This is a genomic window from Pilibacter termitis, from assembly GCF_900167335.1.
Lineage (GTDB): Bacteria > Bacillota > Bacilli > Lactobacillales > Streptococcaceae > Pilibacter > Pilibacter termitis.
This window is the reverse complement of sequence record NZ_FUXI01000025.1, coordinates 16,474-39,078: the sequence shown is the minus strand read 5'-3', so window position 1 is coordinate 39,078 and position 22,605 is coordinate 16,474. Positions and strand designations below refer to the sequence as shown.

The window sequence follows — 22,605 nt, the reverse complement described above, 5'->3', positions numbered from 1 at the left end:
AACTTCACGAGTCAACTTTTATATCTTACTCTACTTCTTTTCGTTTGTCAACGATTTTCTGTAAAAAATTTAAAAAAGTTTTTTGAGGTCTTTTTCACAAGCGTTTGTTACTCGCTTGACGACAAGGAATAATTTACCATGTTTTTGGGGAGAGTGCAAGGAATTTAATGTAAAAATTTTAAGGCTTATTTCTTCGTTTATGCTTCAATGTTTGTCTTTCCCGTTGTTTTAGAGATATAAATATAATGAATGTTCGATAATTCGTTGTAAACTTTGAATAATAATGAGCTTTCACTCCATAAAATAAGCAAAAAAATTTTTCGCTTTTTATTTTCAACGGGAGAAAAGCCCGCTTTTTCAACTGAAAATAAACGGATTTCCATGATATAATACTAATATCTATAAAAAAAGGTGGTCAAATGAAAATAAGAAAAGCAACACAAAAAGATATGAAAACAATTTTACAAATTTTTTCAGACGCACGAACGTTTTTGCATGAGCAGGAAATTCCTCAATGGCAAGGAGAGTATCCAAATAAATTGGACGTATTAAAAGATATAGAGCAAAATTTCGCTTATGTACTGACTGATGATGAACAAGTGATTGGTTATGCAGCGTTGCAACAAACGCCTGATGCAAATTATCGCACCATTTCACAAGGGTCGTGGAAAAATAATAATGACAACTACGCAACCATTCACCGCCTGTCTACTTTAAGTTCGGTTCGACAAAAAGGTGTGGGCAAGTTGTTCTTTTCCCTCCTATTATATGAAGCAAAACGATTAGGTTTTAAAGAAGTGCGTGTTGATACGCATGAAAAAAATAAGATTATGCAAAAGGTAATCGCCGCTTTGGCATTTGAAAAGCGTGGTATTGTAACAGTTGAAGACGGAAGTCCTAGAATTGCCTATCAAAAATTTTTTGACTGACAACTCACGGAATGGAAAGAAGGTTGACAATGGAACTTTTTGAAGAAGTAAAAATTAAACAAATGAAAATGAAAAATCGAGTGTTTATGGCTCCAATGTGTCAGTATATGGTAGGAAACGAAGACGGTTGTGTAAATGATTGGCATGAAACGCATTATGTTTCTCGTGCGGTTGGCGGAGTAGGGGCAATTATTTTAGAGGCTTGTGCCATTTCGCCTGTCGGGCGAATTTCCAAAAACGATTTGGGATTGTGGCAAGATGAACAAATCGCACCACTAGCAAATCTTGTCGAAAAAATTCACCGTCACGACACAAAAGTCGGCATACAAATTGCACACGCAGGACGAAAAGCAAAAGGAGGTGGTGTAGCTGTTGCACCAAGTGCTATTGCTTTTTCTGAAAATTATCAAACGCCGAACGCTCTCACTACACTTGAGGTCAAAGAAATTATCGAACAATTTACACTTGCCGTTCATCGTGCTGTGACTGCTGGGGTGGATTTTATCGAACTTCACGCCGCTCATGGTTATTTGATTCATCAATTTCTCTCGCCGTTGAGCAATACTCGAACGGACGAATACGGAAAGGGCGAGCGTTTTTTGCTAGAAATTATTGAGCGGGTGAAAAAAATAATGCCAGATGAAATACCGTTGTTTCTTCGTGTTTCGGCGGTGGAATATGCGGAAAGTGGCTATACATTGGACGATTTGCTACCTATTTTGAAAAAATGTAAAACGGCAGGTGTTGATGTTCTCCACGTTAGTTCTGGCGGAGAAAGCGAAATTGCACCTCCTGCGATTTATGCAGGTTATCAAGTGAAATTTGCAGAAACAATCAAAAATGCAATCAACTTACCTACGATTGCGGTAGGTATTTTAGGAAATCCTGAAATCGCTAATGCCGTCATAGAAAGTGCAGCGAGTGATTTTATCGCTCTTGGACGTCCGCTTTTAACTTCACCTTATTGGTGTTTGCACGCAAAAGCTGAATTAACAGGCGAAATAGATTTACCAAAACCTTATGAGCGAGCTGTTATTCGTGGAAAAATAATGAAATAGAAAAAACGAGGTTTGGAGTATTTCCAACCTCGTTTTCATAGGCACCCACAAGCACCTCTGGAAAATCGCTATTTCACAATCTTTTCTTCTTTCACTTCCCCAATCACCTCTGAAATCCCTCCGGGTAAAATTTTCACTTCACGAGTGGGGATTTCATTTTCTATTGTGACAATTGGGCTTTTTAGCATTTTTAAAACACCTTGTTCGCCTGTTTCTTCAGCCATTTCACGTTTCACTTCTTCTAAAAGAATGTTTTTCCGTTTTTCTTTTGCCATTTTTTGAATATGTGCAACAGGTGGCAAAACGTCTTGTAGGTTGGCACTTAGATAGCTACCGTCTTTTAACAGCAGAGTTGGCGTGCCGTCAACTTGCATTTGAATCGCTGCAACTTCTATTTTTTCGCCTTGCTTATATGTTTTGGATTTTTTTCCTGTCAAATGAATATCCCAATAACTCGAAATCTCTTTTTGTGCGACGACTTCACTTGGATTTTTACTAATATAACTCGCCTTTACTTTTGGCAAATTATTGGTGAAAATCCCAGAATAATCAACGTTAAAGTCAAATCGTGAGGTAGTGGCATCTTCTGGCACAATATCCTCTTCTACATGACCGCTACTCGTCCATTGCCACGCAAGATTTTCCTTGTACTTATCACTTTCTGTCGTATGCAAATAATTCGCCATCCATAGACTCGCCTTGCCTAAACGTGTGCCGTCCAGATTATTGCGGAGAAAATTCTCATACGTGTAATGCACCACATAAGAAAAACCTGCACTGTTCAACGTATTTTGGAACAAGAGCATATTGTTGGTGATTTCTTGACGTGTATTTCTCTTTTTGTTGTCCTCATTAGTTAGCGTATAGCTGTCTTCCATGTCGTTTACAAGGAGTGTATCTTCGGAAAGCCCTAGTTTTCGCACTTCTTGAATAAATAATTCCGCTTCCTCTTTGGCACTTTTTGCATTGGAAAATTTGGCGTAATGGTACACTGAGACTGCCAAACCTGCTTTTTTTGCCTCGGTTATTTGTTTTCTGGCGAGCGGATTGACGTAAAACTTGCCGTTCTCCATCAAAGTCCCCTCGGAAACTTTAACAACTACCCCTTTGACACCATTTTTCTTTAATATTTTAAACTCCTTTTCACTCATGGAGCCGTTATGACTTGAAATATCAATAAAATCTACTTGGTTTTTCTCAATCGGTACTTCTTTAGGCTCTTCTGCAAAGGCAGTGCTTTGGAACAGAAAAAGTCCAATAAATAAAAACGCCCAGATGATTTCCTTTCTCTTCAAATTTGCTTCCCCCTTATATACTTACTTCACTTCTACTATACTAAATTTTCCCGATTAATTTAACCTATATCACTCAGACTTTAAAAAAAATTTATACTGACTTACCTCAAACTTAAATGCAACTCTAATCCTTGAGAATACTTCCTACTTTTGTATTAATCAAATCAATCGCCACTCTATTACTTACCCCCTCTGGAATAATCACATCAGCATATCGTTTGGTTGGCTCGATAAATTGATGATAGGCAGGTTTTACACTACCAAGATATTGCTCAATAACAGAGTCCAGACTTCTCCCTCTTTCCTGCATATCACGCTTGATACGGCGGATAATACGAACATCATCATCGGTGTCTACGAAAATTTTTATATCCATTAACTCTCGCAGTCTCTTGTCCTCTAAAATCAGAATCCCCTCCAAAATAATGACTTCTTGAGGCAATTGATGAATGACTTTCTCACTTCTTGTATGATTGACATAGTCATAAATCGGTATCTCAATCGGCTCGTAGCGGAGCATTTTCTTCAAATGCTCAACAAGCAAATCCGTATCAAAAGCAAAAGGGTGGTCATAATTGGTTTTTAGCCTTTCCTCAAGGCTAATGTCGCTTTGGTCTTTATAATAGCTATCATGCTCAATCATGGCAATCGAGTGATTGGGAAAATTAGTACAAATTGCACGACTTACGCTCGTTTTCCCACTTCCACTACCGCCTGTAACACCTATAATAATTGGTTTTTTCCGATTTGACATTGTTTAGCTCCTTACGATTTTTTATTCAATATTTCCACCAACTCCATTAAATGCTGAATTTCATAATCAGCTGAGAAGGATTGTTCATTTTTTTGTCTCTTAGGATTATACCAAATTGTTGTGATTCCTGCATTTTTTCCGCCAAGTATATCGCTAGAAAGTGAGTCTCCAATGATAAACACTTCCTTTTTCTCGACAGGAGGAATTTTGGAAAAGACAAAATCGAAAAATCGCTTGTCTGGTTTATTGGCACCAATTTCTTCGCTGATGAAAATATCTTGGAAAAAATTAGACAAGCCAGCCCCCTCAATTCTCGGTCGGCTAACAGAAGGTGTCCCGTTAGTCACAATGTACATCTGTGCAGATTGTTGTTGCAAATGGTTCAACATCTCTAACGCACCGTCAACTAACGCATGATTTTGCGAAAGAAACGTACGATATTCCGTATCAATGTCGTGATTTTTATCAAAATCATACGAAATCCCCAATTTCTCAAACACTTGTGGGAAACGTTTAGCAAATAGCTCACTGCGTTCAATTTCTCCTCGTTCATTTTGCAACCATAGATGTTTGTTTACTTCACTAAAGACAAAAAGAGCCTCGTCGTTCACATCAATACCATATTTTTCATAAATTGCACAAAGTGCGTTTTTCTCTGCTAAATCAAAGTCCAACAACGTATTGTCTACATCAAAAAGCAAGATTTGCATAAAATACCTCCAATTTGTTATTATCCTAAAGATACTCTATATCAAAAAATTTGTCATCTAACAATTCGATTACTTGACCTTCTTTAAAAAACAAGGTATCTTTTTTCTATGAGAACAGAATCGAGGGAATTACTATGAAAAATTTTTCTATCAATCGCAATCGTTTTGCATCATTTGGGGTGGTTTCTAGTTTACCCGGAGAAATCATTGATAGCATTTGGGTCGTTATTGACATGAATTTACAAGGAGTAGTTGAGCTAGACGAGCTAATTACTTTCCAATTATTAAATCATGACGGTAGACTTACCCTCCATTTTTCACAAAAAGACAAACGAATGGAAGTGGCGGTAGACTTGCCATTTGAGTATTCATATGATTTTCCAAAAGAAGTCTATGCCTATGATGACGGCAGGAATGAAACAATTTTACTTCCTACTGAGATTAATCAACGAAACAAAAGCTGAAACAATGAGTTCTCTCATTGTTTTTTTGCTCTTGTGGAAGTATAATAAAAATATCGCTAAAGACTTCCGCGAGTTTTTAGTAAAGGGTACATAGAAAGCAGGTTCGTCATGGAAAATGGATTTAAGGTAAGTATTTTAGCAAGTGGGTCAACAGGAAACGCTTGTTATATTGAAACAGCACAGAAGAAAATTTTGGTAGACGCAGGATTTTCTGGAAAAAAAATCGAAGAATTGCTTGGGAAAATCGGTCGTAAAGCAAGTGATTTAGATGCTTTACTCGTTACACACGAACATTCCGATCACGTCAAAGGAATCGGGGTGCTTGCAAGAAAATATGAGATTGATTTATACGCAAATGAAAAAACATGGAATGCTATGCCGAAATCCATTGGAGAAATTCCGACTGCTCAAAAACATCTTTTTGAGGTGGGGATTACAAAAACATTTGGCGATATTGATATTGAGAGTTTTGGCGTAAGCCATGATGCTGCTGCACCACAGTTTTACACTTTCCAAAAAGATAATAAGTCGTTTGTCATGCTCACTGATACGGGTTATGTGAGCGAGAAAATGCGTGGAATTATTCGTAATGCTGATGCGTATTTAATGGAGAGCAATCATGATATAGATATGTTGCGTGCTGGTGCTTACCCTTGGCATTTGAAACAACGCATTTTAGGCGATGAGGGGCATTTGTCAAACGAGGACGGAGCAATTGCCATGACGGATATTTTAGGCGACAAGACAAAACGAATTTTCCTTGGACATTTGAGCCGAGAAAATAATATCAAAGAACTCGCACATATGACAATGGAAACTGTATTAATGCAACATGATTTTGGGGTAAACGAACAATTTAAAGTGCTAGACACAAGCTATGATGAGCCGACAGAATTGTTTACAGTATAGGGCACCTCTAAAAACTCCGGTTAAGCCAAAATTAGATAGTTTTTCTTGTTTTCGAGGAAATCGACGAAAGCTATGTGGTTCATAGAAAAGCGGAGAGGGGCGGTCAGGAGTTTGTCGTAGTGAGCCACAGCATTTATTTACTGGAAACGAAGTTTCCAGTGCTGTTGCGAACTGCGACCCAACTCCTGCCCCTCGTAGCTAGACAAGGTTGAGGAGACTGACGAAGAAAATCGGGAAACTAGCAATTTTGGATAAGCGTGAGTTTTTAGAGGTGCCCTATAATAATACGAGCCTGAGAATAATTCAGGCTCGCTTTTTTATTTCAATAGCTCCATTGCATTTTCAAACACTTTTTTTCCGTCCATCATGCCGTAATCACGCATGGCAATGACTTCGATTTTTTTCTCTGGAAATTCTTCTTTTACCTTTCCTTCCAAATAGCGAATTTGAGGACCTAGTAGAATCACATCTGCATCTTTTGCATGAGAGGAGATTTCACTTACTGGAAACGCCTCGATTTCAACATTTGCATCTTTAGAATCTGCCTCTTTTTGCATTTTTTTTACTAGCAAAGTGGTACTCATACCCGCAGAGCAGAACAAGCGAATTTGTGTTTTTTTCATGTCGATTCCTCCAATAAAGGTTTTTGATTTTTTTCAAATCCCTCTTATTTTAAATTAGAACTTTATCATAAGTCTATCTTATCGCTAATCCTTTGAAATTTCAACGCTAAGCTATCTGAAAGTAAGAATGAAAAGATTTTGAATAGTTTCTTCTCTAATTTTCATCAAAAAAGGACTGCGTGAACAGTCCTGTTGATTTATAAATCAAGTGTCGCATAACGTGCATTTTCTTCGATAAACTCACGTCTTGGTTCAACATCATCACCCATAAGCATTTCAAACACACGATTTGCCTCCTCAGCGTCCTCTAAGCGAACACGTGCCATCGTGCGACGTTCTGGGTCCATAGTTGTTTCCCAAAGCTGATGATCGTCCATTTCTCCAAGCCCTTTGTAACGCTGAATGTTTGGTTTCGGTGAGCTTGGCAGACTATTCATGATTTCCTGTAAACGCTCCTCGGCATTTGGTCCCGGTTGCACGTATGTGATATTTTTCCCTTGCTTCACTCCATAAAGTGGTGGCATGGCAAAATAGACATACCCCGCCTCAACAAGTGGACGCATATAGCGATAGCAAAGGGTTAACAGCAAGGTACGAATGTGAGCACCGTCAACATCGGCATCGGTCATAATCACAAGTTTGCGATAGCGTGCTTTTGTCACATCAAAGTCTCCACCAAACCCTGTGCCCATTGCGGTAAAGAGTGAGCGAATTTCTTCGTTGGCAAGAATTTTTTCCATGCTTGCTTTTTCAACGTTTAAGATTTTCCCTCGAATTGGTAAAATCGCTTGGAATTTACGATTTCGCCCGTTTTTCGCTGAACCGCCCGCAGAATCTCCTTCGACAATGAACAATTCTGTTTGCTCTGGGTCGTTACTTGAGCAATCGGCTAGTTTCCCCGGCAAATTACTCAACTCTAAAGGATTTTTTCTACGTGTCATTTCTCTGGCACGTTTGGCTGCAAGACGAGCTTTTGAGGCTTGAATCCCTTTTTCGACAATCAATTTTCCTACTTTTGGATTTTCCATGAGGAATTTGTTGAATGCCTCGCTGAAAAGTCGACCGGTAATTCCTGAGACTTCAGAGTTGCCGAGTTTCGTTTTCGTTTGCCCTTCAAACTGAGGGTCTGGGTGTTTCACTGAAATCACGACCGTTAAGCCTTCACGAACATCTTCCCCTGTCAAATTGTCTTCATTTTCTTTGATAATCTTTTGCTTGCGTGCATAATCGTTGACCACACGAGTCAGGCTTGTACGGAAACCATTTTCATGCGTACCACCCTCATGCGTGTTAATGTTATTGGCAAATGATAATACGCTTGTGTCATAGCCTGAAGTGTACTGCATGGCAATCTCAACCGTAATACCGTCAAGTTCACCCTCGCTATAAATTGGTTGTTCAAATAACGGCGTTTTCTTTTTATTTAAATATTCGACATAGGAAACAATCCCGCCCTCGTAGTGAAATTCACGTGTTTTGTCCTTTTCACCACGTTTATCGGTAATTGAAATCTGCAATCCTCGATTTAAAAATGCCAGCTCACGCACACGAGTGGCAAGTTTTTCAAAATCAAATTCGGTTGTTTCAGTAAAAATCTCAGGGTCTGGCACGAAGTGAACAGTCGTTCCATGTGTATCGGTTGTGCCAATTTCCTTTAAGTCGGCTACGACATTCCCTTGACGATATTCTTGGAAATACTTTTTCCCTTCTTTGTGAACTGTTACATCAAGACTTGTGGAAAGTGCGTTTACAACGGAAGAACCTACACCATGTAGTCCACCTGATACTTTATAACCGCCTCCGCCAAATTTTCCACCTGCGTGAAGAACGGTGAATACTGTTTCAACGGCTGGACGTCCTGTTTTTTCTTGAATATCAACAGGAATCCCACGACCGTCATCGACTACGGTAATGGAATCATCTTTTTCGATAATCACATCAATTTTTGTCGCAAAACCAGCCAATGCCTCGTCAATCGAATTGTCAACAATTTCCCAAACTAAGTGATGCAATCCCTCTTTACTCGTTGAACCGATATACATACCGGGACGTTTACGCACCGCCTCAAGCCCCTCTAAAACTTGAATTTGACTGGCATCATATTCCTTGGCTAATTCACGTAATTCTTCTACATTGCGTTCCTCGCTCATTTATTCTAATCTCCTTCATTGCTATATTATTCCTCTAAAAACAGAGTTAGAACATCCCTTAAACCCAATAATTTCAGCTATTTTACGGTTGAATGAAATTGCCCAAAACTCCTACAAATCATTTCATTTTCAAAATGACATATCATTACGATTATACCATTTTTTCGACAAAAAAGGAAATTTACTTGACAAATCACGCACACAGCTTTATTATTACAAGGTATGTCTAAGTACTTAGAAAAAAGCGCAGATGTAGACAGTACACATAATTTTTTATTTGGAGGTGTAAATTTTGAAACGTACTTATCAACCAAACAAACGTAAGCGTCAAAAAGTGCATGGTTTCCGTAAACGTATGTCAACGAAAAACGGTCGTCGCGTACTTGCTGCACGTCGTCGCAAAGGACGCAAGGTCTTGGCTGCTTAATAGGCAAAGAACTTAAACAAAAAACCAATTCCTTACTCGAGGGGAATTGGTTTTTATTTTCCACCTTCAAAATAGCGTTTACACTCTAATTCTAATTTAGCTAACTGCTCTTTTTCTTCGGATAGTTTTAAAATTTCAATCCCACGATTGACCATTTCTTTATCTTCCGTACAAATTCCAAAACGTAGGTATTCTATCAAAAATAAATTAGGAACGTGTTTCCCGTTTTCAATATTCGACAACGTCACACGAGTCGTAAAGTCTCTACAAATTTCCTTTTGTGTCAAACCTTTCTCTTTACGGATTTGTTTGTATATGGGCACCTCTAAAAACTCACGCTTCCCCAAAATTGCTAGTTTTCCGATTTTCTTCGTCAATCTCCTCAACCTTGTCTAGCTACGAGGGGCAGGAGTTTGGTCGCTGTTCGCAATGCTACTTGAAACTTCGTTTCAAGCAAGTAAATAGCATGGCTCACTACGACAAACTCCTGAACACCCCTCTTAGCTTTTTGATGAACCACATAACTTTCGTCGATTTCCTTGAAAATCGAAAAACTAGCTAATTTTGGTTTAACCGGAGTTTTTAGATGTGCCCATATTTTTCCATAGTTCCAATCCATAAGTTTCCCCTTTCTTTATTTGAAATTGTCATAAATGTAAGAAAAGTTTGCGTTTTTCTTCTAAGCGTTTTCTTTTCCTTTTTTTTATGATAACATAAACATACAATAAAAAGAAAGGTAGTGATTTTTTATGAAAAGAAAACAATTATTATTAGTACTTGCATCACTTTTCCTTTTGAGTGCATGCGAAAATAACTCAAAAACAAGTGAGAAAAAAACAAATTCCACTTCTATCTCTACAAGCACAAAAAAGGAACAGGAAGTTTTTGGTGTTTTAACCCATGCACAACTCACGGAACTGAAAACAAACTATTTCAATTCTGGAGAAGTCATCGCTATCTCTTTCGACAACAAACAATATAAAATTACAGGGTATGAACAAAAAGAGAGTAACGAAGAAATTACTTTCGTATTGAATAAATTTGACTTAACATTAGAAAATAAAGAAGTTGCAAGTGTAGCGAAAAAAAAGAAATCTTTGGATTTTCATAAGATTGCAGGGGTTGACCAAATCAAAGGAGAAATTGCTGTAAACAGCAAGACTGATTTTACAAATTGGACATTAGAAGTGGAAAATGACAAGCCTGTTTACCTCCTTGATAATAAGGAAAAGCTAGATGCAGAAACAGCAAAACATCTTTGATTAGAAATCGACTACAAAAAAACACTTTTTGTAAGCACTTAAAAAAGAAACATCCGCTATGTCTATCGTTCCTAGCGGATGTTTCTTTTTCTACTCACAAACCTCAACCGCTCGCACAACTGCTTTTTCTAGCACTTCACAAGCCATAATGCCGATTAGGTCAACGGGTGCGTTTTCTAGCTCTTTTTCGCAAGTTGACAGGCAAAAGAGGGTGTCGCCGTCTAATGTCGTGTGAACGGGTGAAATACTTCTCGCCAAGCCGTCATGTGCCATGCTTGCTACTTTTGTAGCTTGAGATTTGGTAAGTGCAACATTAGTTGCAATCAAGCCGATTGTCGTATTTTGACCTGAAAATTTCGGTTGAGAGAACATTCCTTGCAAAACTTTGGCGGAATTTGCAAAATTTCCCTGCTCGTCTTTGGCACCTGCAATAATTTCTCCGTCTTTTAAAACATCGCCAAACGCATTGACTGCAACAATCGCTGCTACTGTTATGCCACTTTCAGTCGTTTTTGCAAAAGAGGCAATTCCACTATTGCAGGAATTTTGCATTCCTAATATTTTCCCTACTCTCGCTCCGCAACCTGCACCGACATCTCCTTCTGGCAAGTGTGTGTCGCTTGCATTTTCACACGCTTGATAACCCATTTTCTCATCTGGACGAATATGTGCCTCTCCATTTGCCAAATCAAATAAAACTGCCGCTGGCACAATCGGCACCTTGGTTACACCAACATCAAAGCCGATTTCTCTTTCTTCCAGATAGTTCATCACCCCTGTTGCTGAGGCAAGACCAAATGCCGAACCGCCAGAAAGCACGAGGGCATGAACTTTTTCTATCGTATTGATTGGATTGAGCAAATCCGTTTCACGAGTACCCGGTGCTGAACCACGTACGTCTACACCACAAACCGCTCCATTTTCAACTAAAATCACACTGACACCTGTTCTTGCTTGTTTGTTCTCGCAATGACCGACTTTGATGCCTTTAATGTCTAAAATGTTATTCTTCATGCTCTTCCTCCTGTTTGTCTTTCACTGCCCCTTGTTCAATTTCAAAAATTTGTGCCACAACATCTAAATTTTCCAAATGCTTTAATGTCGTAGTCGTAATAAAAGTCTGTGCTTTTCCTTGAATCGCCTCTAGCAAATGAAGTTGTCGCTCGTTGTCTAATTCGCTCATGACATCATCTAAAAGAAGGAGCGGATACTCGCCTGTTTCATCATACATCAAATCAATTTCCGCAAGTTTTACGCTAAGTGCGGTTGTTCTCTGTTGACCTTGCGAGCCGAAACTTGCCACGTCTAGTTCATTGACAAAAAATAACAAATCGTCACGATGAATCCCGACAGATGTGGAAAAATGTTTGACGTCTTTTTTTCGAGCGTTTTTCAATTGTGAAAGATAGTCGCTATCTTCTTTAATTGTCGAATGATATTCAAGGTGCAATTTCTCTTTTTGATTGCTAATGTTGGCGTGAAGAACACTTGCAAATTTTTCTAGCTTTTGCACAAATTCACGTCTGACTTGGAGAATTTTTTCGCCATATTCGGCGAGTTGCTCGTCCAAAATATCTAAGTATAGCTCATCTAGCGTTCGTTTTTCAAAAGCAGTTTGCTTGAGGTATTGATTTCTTTGTTTCAAAAGTCGCTGATATTGCACCAAATCATACAAATAAATCGGGCTGACTTGTGAAATTTCCATGTCTAAAAATTTCCTGCGAACGCTCGGCGTTCCTTTGACAAGCTCCAAATCTTCTGGAGCAAACAAAATCACGTTGAGTTTGCCGATATATTGGGACAATTTTTTCTGCTCGATGTGATTGACCTTGCCTCGTCTTCCTTTCGGTGTGAAACGAATTTCCAGCGGTACTTTTCCTGTTTGTTTCACCACTTCACAAGTCAAACGAGCTTCTTTTTCCTTGAAATAAATCAATTCCTTTTCATTATTGGTGCGGTGCGACTTTGTGAGAGCCAGCACATATAGACTTTCAAGCAAATTCGTCTTTCCTTGTGCATTTTCGCCTAGAAAAATATTGATAGACGGAGAAAAATCAAGCTCTACCTCTTGATAATTGCGGTAGTTTTGTAAATGTAAATGAGAAATCAGCATATCATCTCCCCGGAAAGCGTGGAGCTTTTTTGCGTTTGTTTGGTTTCTTTTTCGCCTTTTGTGCTTGATTTAACTTGCGAACTCGCTCCTCAAGTGCTTTTTTCTCCGCCAAATCCGCCTCACGTTCACGCAATTCTTCACTTGTTGGTTTTCGCATTTCATACACGTCCCCATTTTCAAGACGTACGACATCTGTTGGGTACAATTTTTTCCCACGTCTATTTTCTAACTCTTGATTGAGCCAAACTTTTTGTGTAGCAAGGTAAATTTTCGCCCCGCCACCTGTTTGAATTTCACCGATTTCTTTTAAAAATTGACCTAACGTCAAAAATTCCTTGTATAAAATATACTCCATTTTATTCTCCTTTTTTCACGGTTTCCTTATCGCTCGTATCATATTTTTGAAAATCAATTTTTCTATAATAAGAATACTTAGTGGAAATCGAAAACAGTTCATTTTCATAAAACGCTGAACTTTTCACTTTCAGCTCGTTTCGCTTGCTAGAAGAAATTCCTTTGATTAACGTTAACTCTCCATGCGTTGTCGAAACTTTCAAATCCACATCTCCTGTGAAAAAATAAACACCTTTCGTTTGAAAACCTTTCAAAGAAGGTTCTCTATAAATATCTATCCGATTTTTGTTTTCATCTACAAAATAAAGCTGCAAGCTCCCTTTTTCCACTTTTTTCACATCTAACGCAAAATCTAGTGCCACACCGTTTTGCTCTAACTGATGTGTTTTCTGTTTGAAATAGTAGAAAAGAAATCCCACCATCATTGAAATTAAAATAAAAAGCGGAAGAAGTCCAAAGCGTACAATTTTCTTTTTTCTTTTCATTTGTTCACTGCTTTCTAAAAGTTTCTCTTTTTGTCTAGCTGCGAGGGGCAGGAGTTGGGCGACTGCTCACAACATCCCAACTCCTGAACGCCCGCTACGCTTTTCTCTATAAAAAAAGTCCTTGTCAAAAGTATAACTGCTAATGGTGGAAAATAAAAGCCTTTTATATAAATAATCTTTGATAAACATATAGCACCTATAAAAACTCCGTTTAATACAAAACTAGCAATTTTGGGTAAATGTGAGTTTTTATAGGTGCTCATGTGCTATAATCAAGGAAAGAAGAACTGGAGGGGTCGCTATGCGTATTGGAGTCGTCTGCTCTGTCAATAATGAAATTGAATTTCTATTGGACGAAATGGAGCATTTAACCGAAGAAAAAATCGCTGATTTTCTTTTCTATAAAGGGGAAATTAAGGGCAAGAAAATCGTGCTTGCCTACCTTTACAATCGAGAAAAGAAAAATATACAAGTGCTTGCAGAAATGTTAATTCAAGAGTTTCAAGTGCAACATTTGATTGGCGTTGGTTTTTCTGGTGCTATCGCCTATTCCCTTTCCCCGCTCGCCGTTGTGATTGGCGAGAAATACAAAATAGAAAACAGCGAGGCAACTTTTTCAGCAGATGAAAAACTCGTGCAAATTTTCAAAAAGGTCTATCCGTCAAGTGAAATAGGCTGTATTTATACGAAAGAGCAATTTTTGACAGATATTGAAGAAAAACGAAAAATCTGGGAACTCGGGGCGATTGCTGTGGATATGGAAAGTGCATTTCTTGCTGAAATTGCTTGCAACTATCAAATTCCTTTCATCAGCGTTCGCATTATTACAGATTTTGCAAACGATACAGCGGTGAAAACTTTCCAAAACTATGAAAATTTAGCAGCCGAAAAATCGGTGGATATTTTGATTGAGGGGTTGAAAAGTCGGTATTATTAAATGGTTACCTCTAAAAACTCCGTTTCCGCCAAAACTAGCGATTTTGGAGAAACGTGAGTTTTTACCCCCCTTATAACTGCCTTATCGCATTCTCCACTTGAAACGCAATATGCTCATAATCAAATTCCTTCAGCAATTCTCTGCAATTCTTTTCTTGAAAACTCATTTTCTCCAAATTTTAGATTGAAAAAATGTTGATATGCCTTATACAAAACACATAGCCACATTTGCAGAAATTCTTGACTGACCAATTCTAATTCCTCTAATATTTTCTCAGACAATTCCTTGTCGTCCATTTGAATAAGCAGAAAAAATGGCGACATTCATTGTTCTTCTTTGTTTGATAATGAGCGTGTGGAGCCTCGGAAAGAATGAGGACGTGGAGATTCAAAAATCTTAGTTATAAAAAGTGATAAAACAAAAACCAAAGTTGTAAAAAGTTATAAAAAGTGATAAAATTGAAATCAAAGTAATAAAAAGTTATAAAAAAGAAGGTGCAGCTATGATAAGAAATCCATTCAATCCACAATTCGGAAAAATTCCTCCGTTTTTTATTGGCAGACAAGAGATTGTCGCAAAAATTTCTGACGGACTGAACGATACAAATAGTCCTTATCGTACCACACTCGTTTCTGGTATGCGTGGTAGCGGAAAAACTTCGTTGATTACCGATATAGCAAAAGAAATGAACAACTCAGAGGAGTGGCTTGTGGTCAACGTGCCAATGAATGAAAATCTGCTCGTCAATATCCTTGGTATGCTTTACAAAAAAGCCACGCCTAAAATGAAAAAAATATTTGACCGTTTAAACGGTGTCAGTTTTTCTGCCTTAGGATTTTCTTTTCAGATAAATGAAAAAAGCCAAGAGTTCAGCTATCAAGTCATTTTCACCGAAATGCTTGAAATTTTAAAAGAAAATGGAATTTCTCTATTGATTACCATAGATGAAATTCAAAACTCCGTTCAACTTCGAGAGTTTGCCTCAATGTATCAAGTGTGGATACGTGAAGAATATGACATCGCCATTATCATGACAGGATTGCCACACCAAATTTCCGAGCTACAAAACGAGGAAGTGCTGACATTTTTACTAAGAAGTAAAAGAGTGTTTCTCGAGCCGATTCACCTAATGGATATACACGCCACCTATCAGCGTAGTTTCGCCTCAAAAGGCATTACATTTGAAACGGAGGCGATTGATTTTGCGACAAAATCAACAAAAGGCTATGCGTACGTTTTCCAATTGCTTGGCTATTATTTGTGGGAAAAAGAACTGCACGAAAAAATAACAAAAGAAGATATACTCACCATTCTCCCCGCCGTTCAAGAAGAATTGTTTCGCAACGTCATCTCTAAAGTAATAAGCGAGTTATCCGATATGGATATCCAATTTTTAGAGGCGATGTCAAAAAACGACTTACCTGTGAAACTCCAAACAATCAGTGAAGAACTAGGAAAACCAAACAATTATCTAGCAAATTATCGTGCAAGATTGCTTGACTGTGGCATTATCATCTCACCGAGATATGCTTACTTGGATTTTTCAATCCCTTTTATGAAAGAGTATTTTGAGTTGAGGAAGAGATTGATGTAACAGATTGTAGGTGATTCGTTGAAAAATAGTAAGAAAAAGTATGGTTTAAAGCAACCTCTAAAAAACTCACGCTTAGCCAAAATTGCTAGTTTTCCGGTTTTCTTTGTCAGCCTCCTCAAATTTGTCCAGCTGCGAGGGGCTGAAACTTGGTCGCTGTTCGCAATGCCACCTGAAGCTCTGCTTCAGGCAAGTAAATGGCATGGCTCACTGCGACAAACTCCTTAACGCCCCGCTCGCTTTTCTTGTCCCCGCATGGCTTTCGTTGATTTCCTCAATAATCAACAACCTATTTATTTTTTGCATTAAACGTAATTTTTAGAAGTAGCCAAATGAAAAAAGCATTTCAAACCATTGTCCGTTTGAAATGCTTTTGTTTATTATTTTTCAGAAAGATAGAATAATCTTGATTGAAAATCTCCGTAACGCTTGTGAGATTGTTCGCCTTCTGAGCGATTGATTAAGTTTTCGCCTAATAACACACCTGCTGACATTAAATCTTTTCCTTTTCGTAATGTTTCTTGACCGTCTTCGTTCACAATGTAGGTTTTCTCAGCAGCTAAACCAGTTAAACGCAACCGTTGATAAGCGGGATTGGGTTTCGCTAGAACTTGATACCAGCCAACTAAGGCTTCTTTTTTATCCTTAGAAACAACCAGCCATGCAGTTTCATTGTTGCCAAACGGGCTTTTCAACCGATAAAAATCTCCCTCGTGAATCAAAGTTTGATAGTTTTTGAATGTCTTAATTTGTTTGCGAATCTCTGCACTTTCTGCTTCATCAAAATGCGTAATGTCTAATTCATAACCAAACGTACCAAACATCGCAACGTTTGCTCGCATTTCAAGCGAGGTCAAACGACCGACTTGGTGATTCGGCACTTCCGAAACGTGACTACCAATTGAGGACAGCGGATAAACCATAGACGTGCCATATTGAATTCGCAAACGCTCAACAGCATCTGTGTCATCACTTGCCCATGCTTGAGGAGCGTAGTAGAGTAACGCAGAGTCAAATCTCCCACCTCCGCCAGCACATGACTCGATTAATAAACCGGGATACTTATCCAAAATTTTCTCATACAAAGCATACACCCCCAAAATATAACGGTGGAAAAGCTCTCCTTGATTTTTCCTTCCTAATGTAGCTGAAAAACTTTCAGAAATGTAGCGATTCATATCCCATTTAATGTAACTAATCGGAGCCGTTGAAAGTATTTTATCCATCTGCTCAAAAATATTTTCCACCACTTCTGGACGGCTAAAATCAAGGACAAATTGGTTACGTCCATGCGAAATATGTTTCTTTGGATTTCCAATTCGCCAATCGGGATGTTCGGAAAATAACGGTGTGTCAACTGAGACCATTTCTGGCTCAAACCAGAGACCAAATTGCAAACCTAAATCTACAATTTTCTCCGCTAAACCTGTAATGCCATTGGGTAATTTCCTCAAATCAGGCGTCCAATTTCCAAGAGAACCATCATCTGTATCACGTGTACCAAACCAACCATCATCAAGAACAAATAAATCAATCCCCAAATCTTTCGCCTTACTTGCGATAGTCAGAATTTTTTCTTCGTCAAAATCAAAATACGTTGCTTCCCAATTATTAATCAAAACAGGTCGAGTTTTATGCACCCATTTTTGATTGATTAAATGTTCTTTATAAAAATTGTGGAATGTTTGACTCATGCCATTTAGACCGTTCTCGCTATACACCATCACCGCTTCCGGCGTTGTAAAACTAGCATTTCCTGCTAATTCCCATGAAAATTGGAAAGGATTAATTCCTAGCTGGATACGTGCAATATCGTAAGTATCCAATTGAATCTGTGCTAAGAAATTCCCGCTGTAAATCAAACTAAACCCATAAGCACGTCCTTGATTTTCCGTTGTTTCAGGAGTGGCGAGAGCAAAAAATGGATTGTGCATATGAGAACTCGCTCCACGTGTACTTGTAATTTGTTGCGTTCCAATGATTAGTTTGTCACGAGACAATTGTGCCTCCCTCGCCCACGCACCATGCAAATGCAACCACTCATAATTTTCATTTGGCATATCCAAATTTAAACTCAAAAAACTCTCTAACTGATAAGTTGTTGTGCCATGATTTCGGATAATGTTTTGTCTTGTAATTACTGGGAAATCTTTGTAAATTGCATAGTGTAGCTCGACTTCCATATCAGAGTATCTATCTTTGAGAAAAATCACTAAAATTTCAACATCCTCTGACGACCCAAACGTACTCGGCAAACCTTTCAAACGCATTTTCCCCTGACGAATTTCATAGCGGTCATAGGCAAAATGGCTAATTCTATCCCCATTTGGATAGACAATTTCAAGTGCTGGTTGACGAAAATCAGTCGTGCCATACACAGGCAACTCTTGCTTGATGTCATCTAAATTGGTAATTTGGCTTCCTTCAATTTGATTATTTCCCGGTTTTGACTCACGTTCAATCAAAAAATCATACTGATCATATTCATCAATACTTGCTCCAAAATAGAGCTGTTCCATTATTTCCGTCTCTTCCATTACACGAAAGATATAGCTAATTTGTTCATTTTTCAGGTGAAATTCTAAGTTTTTTTCATTAATATTAATCAAGTGATACCCTCATCTCTCTTTTTATTTTACAACTATTTTAAACACCCTTGCAGTGTTTTCTCCGTCAATGGAAATGACCAATTTTCCTGTTTTAGCTTGCCACGAATAATCATATTGCCAGCCTTTTGGATAGACTAAACTCAAATCAATTTCCTTGCCATGTAATTCATGAAAATCCAGCTCTATTTCGTTGGATTCCGGCGTCTTTTTCCAAAGTGCAACATAAATTTCCTCCGAATTTGCAAGCCCGAAACTATGCCAGTTCTGCTCAAAGTTTGCAAATTGATTCAGCGGAAAAATAGGAAGACTCTCTGGAATCATTGAGCGTATCTCCGTTTTGTAGGTTTCTATCGCTTCTTTCACAAGTTTTTTTCTCTCTGCAGTCAAATTCGCAAGATGACCACTTTGATGAATCCTAAGTAACAGAGCATTCGTCATATTGAATACGACTTCGTTCATATCCCCTTTTTCCAAAGGATAAGACCAGACTGCTGCTTGTTCAGGTGTCATCAAGCTACTAGCATTCGCAGCTATTGCAGCTGTTTTAAGATAATTTTCCTGATCGCTTGTAGACTGCAAGCTATGACGAGATAATAACGCATAATCTTCACGCATTCCTCCGCTGCTACAACTTTCAATAATCAAATGAGGATATTTGATAAATTGGCGGTCTAACCAAGCAAGATAAGCACGATTATGCTCTAGCAAACCATCTCCTAAACTATCTGCTTTCAAATCCGTTCCTGCACCAATATCAATGTTGTAATCCATTTTAATATACCCGACACCATACTCTTCCACTAGCCTTTGAATAATTTCATCAGCAAATGCTTGTACTTCAGGGTTTCTAAAATCCAGCTGATAACGTCCTCGGTCAATTACTGGCTTACCATGCCTGTGGAAAAACCAGTCTTTTGGCGTTTTTTCAACTAAAGGCGACCTAATCCCCATTACTTCAATTTCCAGCCACAAACCCGGAATCATCTTCTTCGAGCGAATATAATCCGTAACTTCTTGAATACCATTTGGAAAGCGTTCAAATGACGGTTGCCATTCTCCAACGCCGTCCCACCAATCACCTGCAGAGTACCACCCTGCGTCAATGCAATAATACTCACATCCCATTTCCGCTGCTACATCAATCAACGGCAACTCTTTTTCAGTTGTAGGGTCACCAAAAAGGCAATTCATATAGTCATTGAAAATGACACCTAGCTTGCGATTGTCTTGATTTTCCCTACGAATCTTACGACGATATTGAGTTAATTCACCTAATACGTTATCCACTTTGCCATGTGAAAAACTAATCGCAACAGGAACACTTAGAAAACGCTCCTGTTGTTTCAACGACTTATACCATTGGTTTTCTTCATCGTTCGGTCCCGAGAGTTGTAAGTACAAGAGATTTTTCAGCCCTGAAATTTCCCAATACCACGAGCCGTTGTTTTCAATTTGCCATGCAAGAAAACCTTTTGTTTCTTGATTTTCCAAAATTGCCATAGGTGCTAATTCTTGCGACGACCAACTCCCCGTATTGCTACCAAAAATCCGCTTGGAACTTGCAATTTCGTCTGCATAAAATCCTAACTCTTGCAACGTATATTTTTTCCACATTCCTTCATTTGACCATGAAGTGTGCGGCAAATGAATCATCATTTTCTCATTTCTCGGCAAATTCCCCTCGGTATCAATATGCGACAAATAAAACGAAGAAACTTGTTCTATCACTACTTCTTCTACCCCGTGATTGATAACTTCTGTCCACGCTCTTATCGTCTTGATTCCGTCGTAAAATTGCCAATGAACGATTACTTCAACTTTCGTTTGCTCATCTACGAGGGAAAATGAAATAACCTTACCAAAGTCATTTCTTTTCTCAACAAATTTTTGAAATTTCAAGCGATGTCCCGGGAGACCTCCTATTTGTCTTGGCCCGTGATGTTTCGCAACATTCTCACCTGCAAATCGAAGTTCCACCAATCTCTGATGTGTTGCGATTTCCTTATCGTCTACTACATTTTCCCCCTCTGGCATATCAGAAAAATGAAGTAGGCGAATATCACGCTCTTTTGTGACTTCTAAAATAATATAAAGTCCATTTTCTTGAAACATTAATTTCTCCATTCACACCATTCCTTACTATAATTTTCCACCCGACGTTGCAATTCCTTGAATAAATTTCTTCTGGAATATGATGAAAATGAGTATCATTGGCCAAATAGCTAAAAGCGAACCTGCCATCAATTGTGGATAATTGGTCGAATATTGCCCTTGAAGATTGGCAAGCCCAGAAGCTAAGGTCATCTTGTCAATTGAATTATTAACAATCAACGGCCACATCAAATCTTTGAAAGCAAAAAGCGAGGTGAAAATCGCAAGTGAAATCAATCCAGAACGTGCTAAAGGTAACATGATTTTAAAGAAAATCGTCCAAACACTCGCACCATCTAAAACAGCTGCCTCCTCTAAATCATCTGGCAAACTGAGGAAAAATTGACGAAGCAAGAAAGTCCCGAAAGCACTAATAATTCCCGGAATAATCAAGGCTGGCACAGTATCCAAAAGCCCTAATTTCTGCACTAGAAGATATTGAGGAACAATGAAAATTTGTGACGGAATCATCATTTGCACCAATACCATAGTGAAAAATAAATTTCTACCCGGGAATTTCAATCTTGCACAGGCATAAGCTGCCATAGCACTGAACAAGACTGAACCAATCACACGACCGATAACCATTAAAGCGGTATTAATGTAAAACTTCATAAACGGCAAAACTTCCGCCACATCGCCAAACGTATTCCATTGCCATTTTTTAGGAAAAATAATCGGCGGAATAGCAGTTGACTCCGTCGGTGTCTTTAACGCCGTTAAAAACATCCAAATAAACGGCACAATCATTGTCAAGCCACCTATAATTAAGACTAGATGCACAATCCAATTTTTATTTTTAAACATATTCTCACTCCTCCTCTTAGTAGTTGACCCATTTTTTCTGCAACTTCATTTGCACACCTGTCAATGCTAAAATAATGAGCAAGAGCAAAACAACAATTGCAGAACCATAGCCTTTATCGTTTAAAATAAAGGAATGTTTATAAAAGAGATAGGCGAGAGATTCCGTATGGAGCATAGCTTCACTACCCGGCTCTATCATCATAAAAATGACGTCAAAAACTTGAAAAGCTCCAATCACAGTTGTCACGACTACGAAAAACAACGTTGGGGTTACAAGTGGTAATGTGATATTAAAAAATTGTTTCACCGGTGTCGCACCATCAATCGTTGCTGCTTCGTAATAGTCTTTCGGAATTTCTTGCAAACCAGCTAATAGCAAAATCATGTTGTAGCCAATCGCACTCCAAATTCCCACTATGACAATTGTCGTAATCACAATATTGGGATTGGTCATCCATGCTACGCCACCCATTCCGAGTTTTCGCAAAATAATATTGATCAGCCCGTATTCTGAGTTAAATAGCCATCGCCACAACATAGCCACTGCTGACGGTGCTGCAACTACTGGCAAGAAATAAATCGTTCGATAAAGGGATAACCCTTTGATTTTTTGATTCATCAAAACTGCCACTAAAAGAGATAACACAATAATTGCTGGAACTGAGAGAACCACATAGACGGTGGTGTTGATAAGAGATTGCCAAACCTCTTTGTCTGAAAATAATTTTTTATAATTCTCCAACCCAACAAATGTAGTGTTGCCAAAACCAGTTGAGCGTTGAAAGCTAAGCATAACCGTTTGAATTGCCGGCCAAATGTTCAGTAAAAACAAGCCAATTGCTGTTGGTGCAATGAATAAATAACCGTAAATCAAATGTTGCTTATCGTATTTTTTCTTTTTAAACATACTTGCCTCCATTTGTATAACCAAAAACAATCCATTCTCTGCCAAACGACTAACTTCAAATGTTTCATTG

General features: G+C 38.4%; 25 protein-coding genes. 9 read left to right on the top strand and 16 right to left on the bottom strand.

Annotated features, from left to right (window positions below; genetic code table 11):
• The first annotated feature begins 419 nt into the window (after positions 1-419).
• Together B5D30_RS10220 and B5D30_RS10215 are read left to right on the top strand one after the other, a co-directional pair.
• Positions 420-929 carry a GNAT family N-acetyltransferase gene (locus B5D30_RS10220; RefSeq protein ID WP_078807979.1) on the top strand — a complete coding sequence of 170 codons (510 nt, stop codon included), beginning with the start codon at positions 420-422 and terminating at the stop codon, positions 927-929.
• A 29-nt stretch (positions 930-958) separates the two neighbouring features.
• Positions 959-1,987, top strand: a complete 1,029-nt coding sequence (locus tag B5D30_RS10215) for an NADH:flavin oxidoreductase/NADH oxidase (protein ID WP_078807978.1) — start codon at positions 959-961, stop codon at positions 1,985-1,987.
• A 68-nt stretch (positions 1,988-2,055) separates the two neighbouring features.
• Here the strand turns inward: B5D30_RS10215 and B5D30_RS10210 are convergent, their stop codons facing one another.
• The 3 genes from B5D30_RS10210 to B5D30_RS10200 form a co-directional block, all read right to left on the bottom strand.
• Positions 2,056-3,282 (bottom strand): GH25 family lysozyme, encoded by a 1,227-nt coding sequence (locus B5D30_RS10210; protein WP_078807977.1) that lies wholly within the window; start codon positions 3,280-3,282, stop codon positions 2,056-2,058.
• Between the two features lie 124 nt (positions 3,283-3,406).
• Positions 3,407-4,036, bottom strand: a complete 630-nt coding sequence (gene udk, locus B5D30_RS10205; protein ID WP_078807976.1) for a uridine kinase — start codon at positions 4,034-4,036, stop codon at positions 3,407-3,409.
• 11 nt (positions 4,037-4,047) lie between these two features.
• Positions 4,048-4,746 (bottom strand): YjjG family noncanonical pyrimidine nucleotidase, encoded by a 699-nt coding sequence (locus B5D30_RS10200; protein ID WP_078807975.1) that lies wholly within the window; start codon positions 4,744-4,746, stop codon positions 4,048-4,050.
• A 134-nt stretch (positions 4,747-4,880) separates the two neighbouring features.
• Between B5D30_RS10200 and B5D30_RS10195 the strand changes: the two genes are divergently transcribed.
• The 3 genes from B5D30_RS10195 (at position 4,881) to B5D30_RS13765 (ending at position 6,331) form a co-directional block, all read left to right on the top strand.
• A complete protein-coding gene (locus B5D30_RS10195) occupies positions 4,881-5,210 on the top strand; it encodes a DUF960 domain-containing protein (RefSeq protein ID WP_078807974.1) in 330 nt (109 codons plus the stop codon).
• Between the two features lie 108 nt (positions 5,211-5,318).
• A complete protein-coding gene (locus B5D30_RS10190; RefSeq protein WP_078807973.1) occupies positions 5,319-6,119 on the top strand; it encodes an MBL fold metallo-hydrolase in 801 nt (266 codons plus the stop codon).
• 74 nt (positions 6,120-6,193) lie between these two features.
• Complete coding sequence (locus B5D30_RS13765) at positions 6,194-6,331, top strand: hypothetical protein (RefSeq protein WP_159443255.1); 138 nt, start codon at positions 6,194-6,196, stop codon at positions 6,329-6,331.
• A gap of 105 nt (positions 6,332-6,436) precedes the next feature.
• Here B5D30_RS13765 and B5D30_RS10185 read toward each other — a convergent pair whose 3' ends face one another.
• Together B5D30_RS10185 and gyrB are read right to left on the bottom strand one after the other, a co-directional pair.
• Positions 6,437-6,742, bottom strand: coding sequence for a PTS sugar transporter subunit IIB (locus B5D30_RS10185; RefSeq protein WP_078807972.1), 306 nt, complete (start codon positions 6,740-6,742; stop codon positions 6,437-6,439).
• 197 nt (positions 6,743-6,939) lie between these two features.
• A complete protein-coding gene (gene gyrB / locus B5D30_RS10180; RefSeq protein ID WP_078807971.1) occupies positions 6,940-8,892 on the bottom strand; it encodes a DNA topoisomerase (ATP-hydrolyzing) subunit B in 1,953 nt (650 codons plus the stop codon).
• Between the two features lie 292 nt (positions 8,893-9,184).
• Between gyrB and rpmH the strand changes: the two genes are divergently transcribed.
• Entirely contained in the window at positions 9,185-9,319 is a 135-nt protein-coding gene (gene rpmH, locus B5D30_RS10175; protein WP_078807970.1) for a 50S ribosomal protein L34, read from the top strand.
• A 53-nt stretch (positions 9,320-9,372) separates the two neighbouring features.
• Here rpmH and B5D30_RS10170 read toward each other — a convergent pair whose 3' ends face one another.
• Together B5D30_RS10170 and B5D30_RS10165 are read right to left on the bottom strand one after the other, a co-directional pair.
• Complete coding sequence (locus B5D30_RS10170) at positions 9,373-9,642, bottom strand: helix-turn-helix domain-containing protein (RefSeq protein WP_268802119.1); 270 nt, start codon at positions 9,640-9,642, stop codon at positions 9,373-9,375.
• 59 nt (positions 9,643-9,701) lie between these two features.
• Positions 9,702-9,938, bottom strand: a complete 237-nt coding sequence (locus B5D30_RS10165) for a hypothetical protein (RefSeq protein ID WP_078807968.1) — start codon at positions 9,936-9,938, stop codon at positions 9,702-9,704.
• Positions 9,939-10,068: 130 nt separating this feature from the next.
• On the opposite strand from B5D30_RS10165, the gene B5D30_RS10160 reads away from it, so the two are divergent.
• On the top strand, positions 10,069-10,581 hold the full coding sequence (locus tag B5D30_RS10160) for a hypothetical protein (RefSeq protein ID WP_078807967.1): 513 nt from the start codon (positions 10,069-10,071) through the stop codon (positions 10,579-10,581).
• 90 nt (positions 10,582-10,671) lie between these two features.
• On the opposite strand, the gene B5D30_RS10155 is transcribed toward B5D30_RS10160, so the two are convergent.
• Genes B5D30_RS10155 through B5D30_RS10140 form a run of 4 tightly spaced genes read right to left on the bottom strand, consistent with a single transcriptional unit; the run spans position 10,672 to position 13,533 of the window.
• Positions 10,672-11,595 (bottom strand): P1 family peptidase, encoded by a 924-nt coding sequence (locus B5D30_RS10155; protein WP_078807966.1) that lies wholly within the window; start codon positions 11,593-11,595, stop codon positions 10,672-10,674.
• Positions 11,585-12,694, bottom strand: a complete 1,110-nt coding sequence (gene recF / locus B5D30_RS10150) for a DNA replication/repair protein RecF (protein WP_078807965.1) — start codon at positions 12,692-12,694, stop codon at positions 11,585-11,587. Before recF ends, B5D30_RS10155 begins: the two co-directional genes overlap by 11 nt.
• A gap of 1 nt (position 12,695) precedes the next feature.
• Positions 12,696-13,049, bottom strand: a complete 354-nt coding sequence (locus B5D30_RS10145) for an RNA-binding S4 domain-containing protein (protein ID WP_078807964.1) — start codon at positions 13,047-13,049, stop codon at positions 12,696-12,698.
• A gap of 1 nt (position 13,050) precedes the next feature.
• The gene (locus tag B5D30_RS10140) at positions 13,051-13,533 is read right to left on the bottom strand and encodes a hypothetical protein (RefSeq protein WP_078807963.1); all 483 of its coding nucleotides are present in this window, start codon (positions 13,531-13,533) and stop codon (positions 13,051-13,053) included.
• Between the two features lie 301 nt (positions 13,534-13,834).
• On the opposite strand from B5D30_RS10140, the gene B5D30_RS10135 reads away from it, so the two are divergent.
• Positions 13,835-14,470, top strand: coding sequence for a 5'-methylthioadenosine/S-adenosylhomocysteine nucleosidase (locus B5D30_RS10135; RefSeq protein WP_078807962.1), 636 nt, complete (start codon positions 13,835-13,837; stop codon positions 14,468-14,470).
• A gap of 119 nt (positions 14,471-14,589) precedes the next feature.
• Here the strand turns inward: B5D30_RS10135 and B5D30_RS10130 are convergent, their stop codons facing one another.
• The gene (locus B5D30_RS10130) at positions 14,590-14,793 is read right to left on the bottom strand and encodes a hypothetical protein (RefSeq protein WP_078807961.1); all 204 of its coding nucleotides are present in this window, start codon (positions 14,791-14,793) and stop codon (positions 14,590-14,592) included.
• Between the two features lie 179 nt (positions 14,794-14,972).
• On the opposite strand from B5D30_RS10130, the gene B5D30_RS10125 reads away from it, so the two are divergent.
• A complete protein-coding gene (locus tag B5D30_RS10125; protein ID WP_078807960.1) occupies positions 14,973-16,064 on the top strand; it encodes an ATP-binding protein in 1,092 nt (363 codons plus the stop codon).
• Between the two features lie 377 nt (positions 16,065-16,441).
• On the opposite strand, the gene B5D30_RS10115 is transcribed toward B5D30_RS10125, so the two are convergent.
• Genes B5D30_RS10115 through B5D30_RS10100 form a run of 4 tightly spaced genes read right to left on the bottom strand, consistent with a single transcriptional unit; the run spans position 16,442 to position 22,535 of the window.
• Complete coding sequence (locus B5D30_RS10115) at positions 16,442-18,670, bottom strand: alpha-galactosidase (RefSeq protein WP_078807958.1); 2,229 nt, start codon at positions 18,668-18,670, stop codon at positions 16,442-16,444.
• 21 nt (positions 18,671-18,691) lie between these two features.
• The gene (locus tag B5D30_RS10110; protein ID WP_078807957.1) at positions 18,692-20,794 is read right to left on the bottom strand and encodes a glycoside hydrolase family 36 protein; all 2,103 of its coding nucleotides are present in this window, start codon (positions 20,792-20,794) and stop codon (positions 18,692-18,694) included.
• Positions 20,795-20,809: 15 nt separating this feature from the next.
• A complete protein-coding gene (locus B5D30_RS10105) occupies positions 20,810-21,628 on the bottom strand; it encodes a carbohydrate ABC transporter permease (RefSeq protein WP_078807956.1) in 819 nt (272 codons plus the stop codon).
• 16 nt (positions 21,629-21,644) lie between these two features.
• Positions 21,645-22,535, bottom strand: coding sequence for a carbohydrate ABC transporter permease (locus B5D30_RS10100; RefSeq protein ID WP_200806730.1), 891 nt, complete (start codon positions 22,533-22,535; stop codon positions 21,645-21,647).
• Between the last annotated feature and the right edge of the window lie 70 nt (positions 22,536-22,605).

Bases quoted from the DNA above. Each gene is read 5' to 3' on its own strand.
- B5D30_RS10220 (WP_078807979.1), top strand. From the start codon at position 420: ATGAAAATAAGAAAAGCAACACAAAAAGATATGAAAACAATTTTACAA.
- B5D30_RS10215 (WP_078807978.1), top strand. From the start codon at position 959: ATGGAACTTTTTGAAGAAGTAAAAATTAAACAAATGAAAATGAAAAAT.
- udk (WP_078807976.1), bottom strand. From the start codon at position 4,036: ATGTCAAATCGGAAAAAACCAATTATTATAGGTGTTACAGGCGGTAGT.
- B5D30_RS10200 (WP_078807975.1), bottom strand. From the start codon at position 4,746: ATGCAAATCTTGCTTTTTGATGTAGACAATACGTTGTTGGACTTTGAT.
- B5D30_RS10195 (WP_078807974.1), top strand. From the start codon at position 4,881: ATGAAAAATTTTTCTATCAATCGCAATCGTTTTGCATCATTTGGGGTG.
- B5D30_RS10190 (WP_078807973.1), top strand. From the start codon at position 5,319: ATGGAAAATGGATTTAAGGTAAGTATTTTAGCAAGTGGGTCAACAGGA.
- B5D30_RS10185 (WP_078807972.1), bottom strand. From the start codon at position 6,742: ATGAAAAAAACACAAATTCGCTTGTTCTGCTCTGCGGGTATGAGTACC.
- gyrB (WP_078807971.1), bottom strand. From the start codon at position 8,892: ATGAGCGAGGAACGCAATGTAGAAGAATTACGTGAATTAGCCAAGGAA.
- B5D30_RS10165 (WP_078807968.1), bottom strand. From the start codon at position 9,938: ATGGATTGGAACTATGGAAAAATATGGGCACATCTAAAAACTCCGGTT.
- B5D30_RS10160 (WP_078807967.1), top strand. From the start codon at position 10,069: ATGAAAAGAAAACAATTATTATTAGTACTTGCATCACTTTTCCTTTTG.
- B5D30_RS10155 (WP_078807966.1), bottom strand. From the start codon at position 11,595: ATGAAGAATAACATTTTAGACATTAAAGGCATCAAAGTCGGTCATTGC.
- recF (WP_078807965.1), bottom strand. From the start codon at position 12,694: ATGCTGATTTCTCATTTACATTTACAAAACTACCGCAATTATCAAGAG.
- B5D30_RS10145 (WP_078807964.1), bottom strand. From the start codon at position 13,049: ATGGAGTATATTTTATACAAGGAATTTTTGACGTTAGGTCAATTTTTA.
- B5D30_RS10140 (WP_078807963.1), bottom strand. From the start codon at position 13,533: ATGAAAAGAAAAAAGAAAATTGTACGCTTTGGACTTCTTCCGCTTTTT.
- B5D30_RS10135 (WP_078807962.1), top strand. From the start codon at position 13,835: ATGCGTATTGGAGTCGTCTGCTCTGTCAATAATGAAATTGAATTTCTA.
- B5D30_RS10130 (WP_078807961.1), bottom strand. From the start codon at position 14,793: ATGTCGCCATTTTTTCTGCTTATTCAAATGGACGACAAGGAATTGTCT.
- B5D30_RS10125 (WP_078807960.1), top strand. From the start codon at position 14,973: ATGATAAGAAATCCATTCAATCCACAATTCGGAAAAATTCCTCCGTTT.
- B5D30_RS10110 (WP_078807957.1), bottom strand. From the start codon at position 20,794: ATGGAGAAATTAATGTTTCAAGAAAATGGACTTTATATTATTTTAGAA.
- B5D30_RS10105 (WP_078807956.1), bottom strand. From the start codon at position 21,628: ATGTTTAAAAATAAAAATTGGATTGTGCATCTAGTCTTAATTATAGGT.
- B5D30_RS10100 (WP_200806730.1), bottom strand. From the start codon at position 22,535: ATGTTTAAAAAGAAAAAATACGATAAGCAACATTTGATTTACGGTTAT.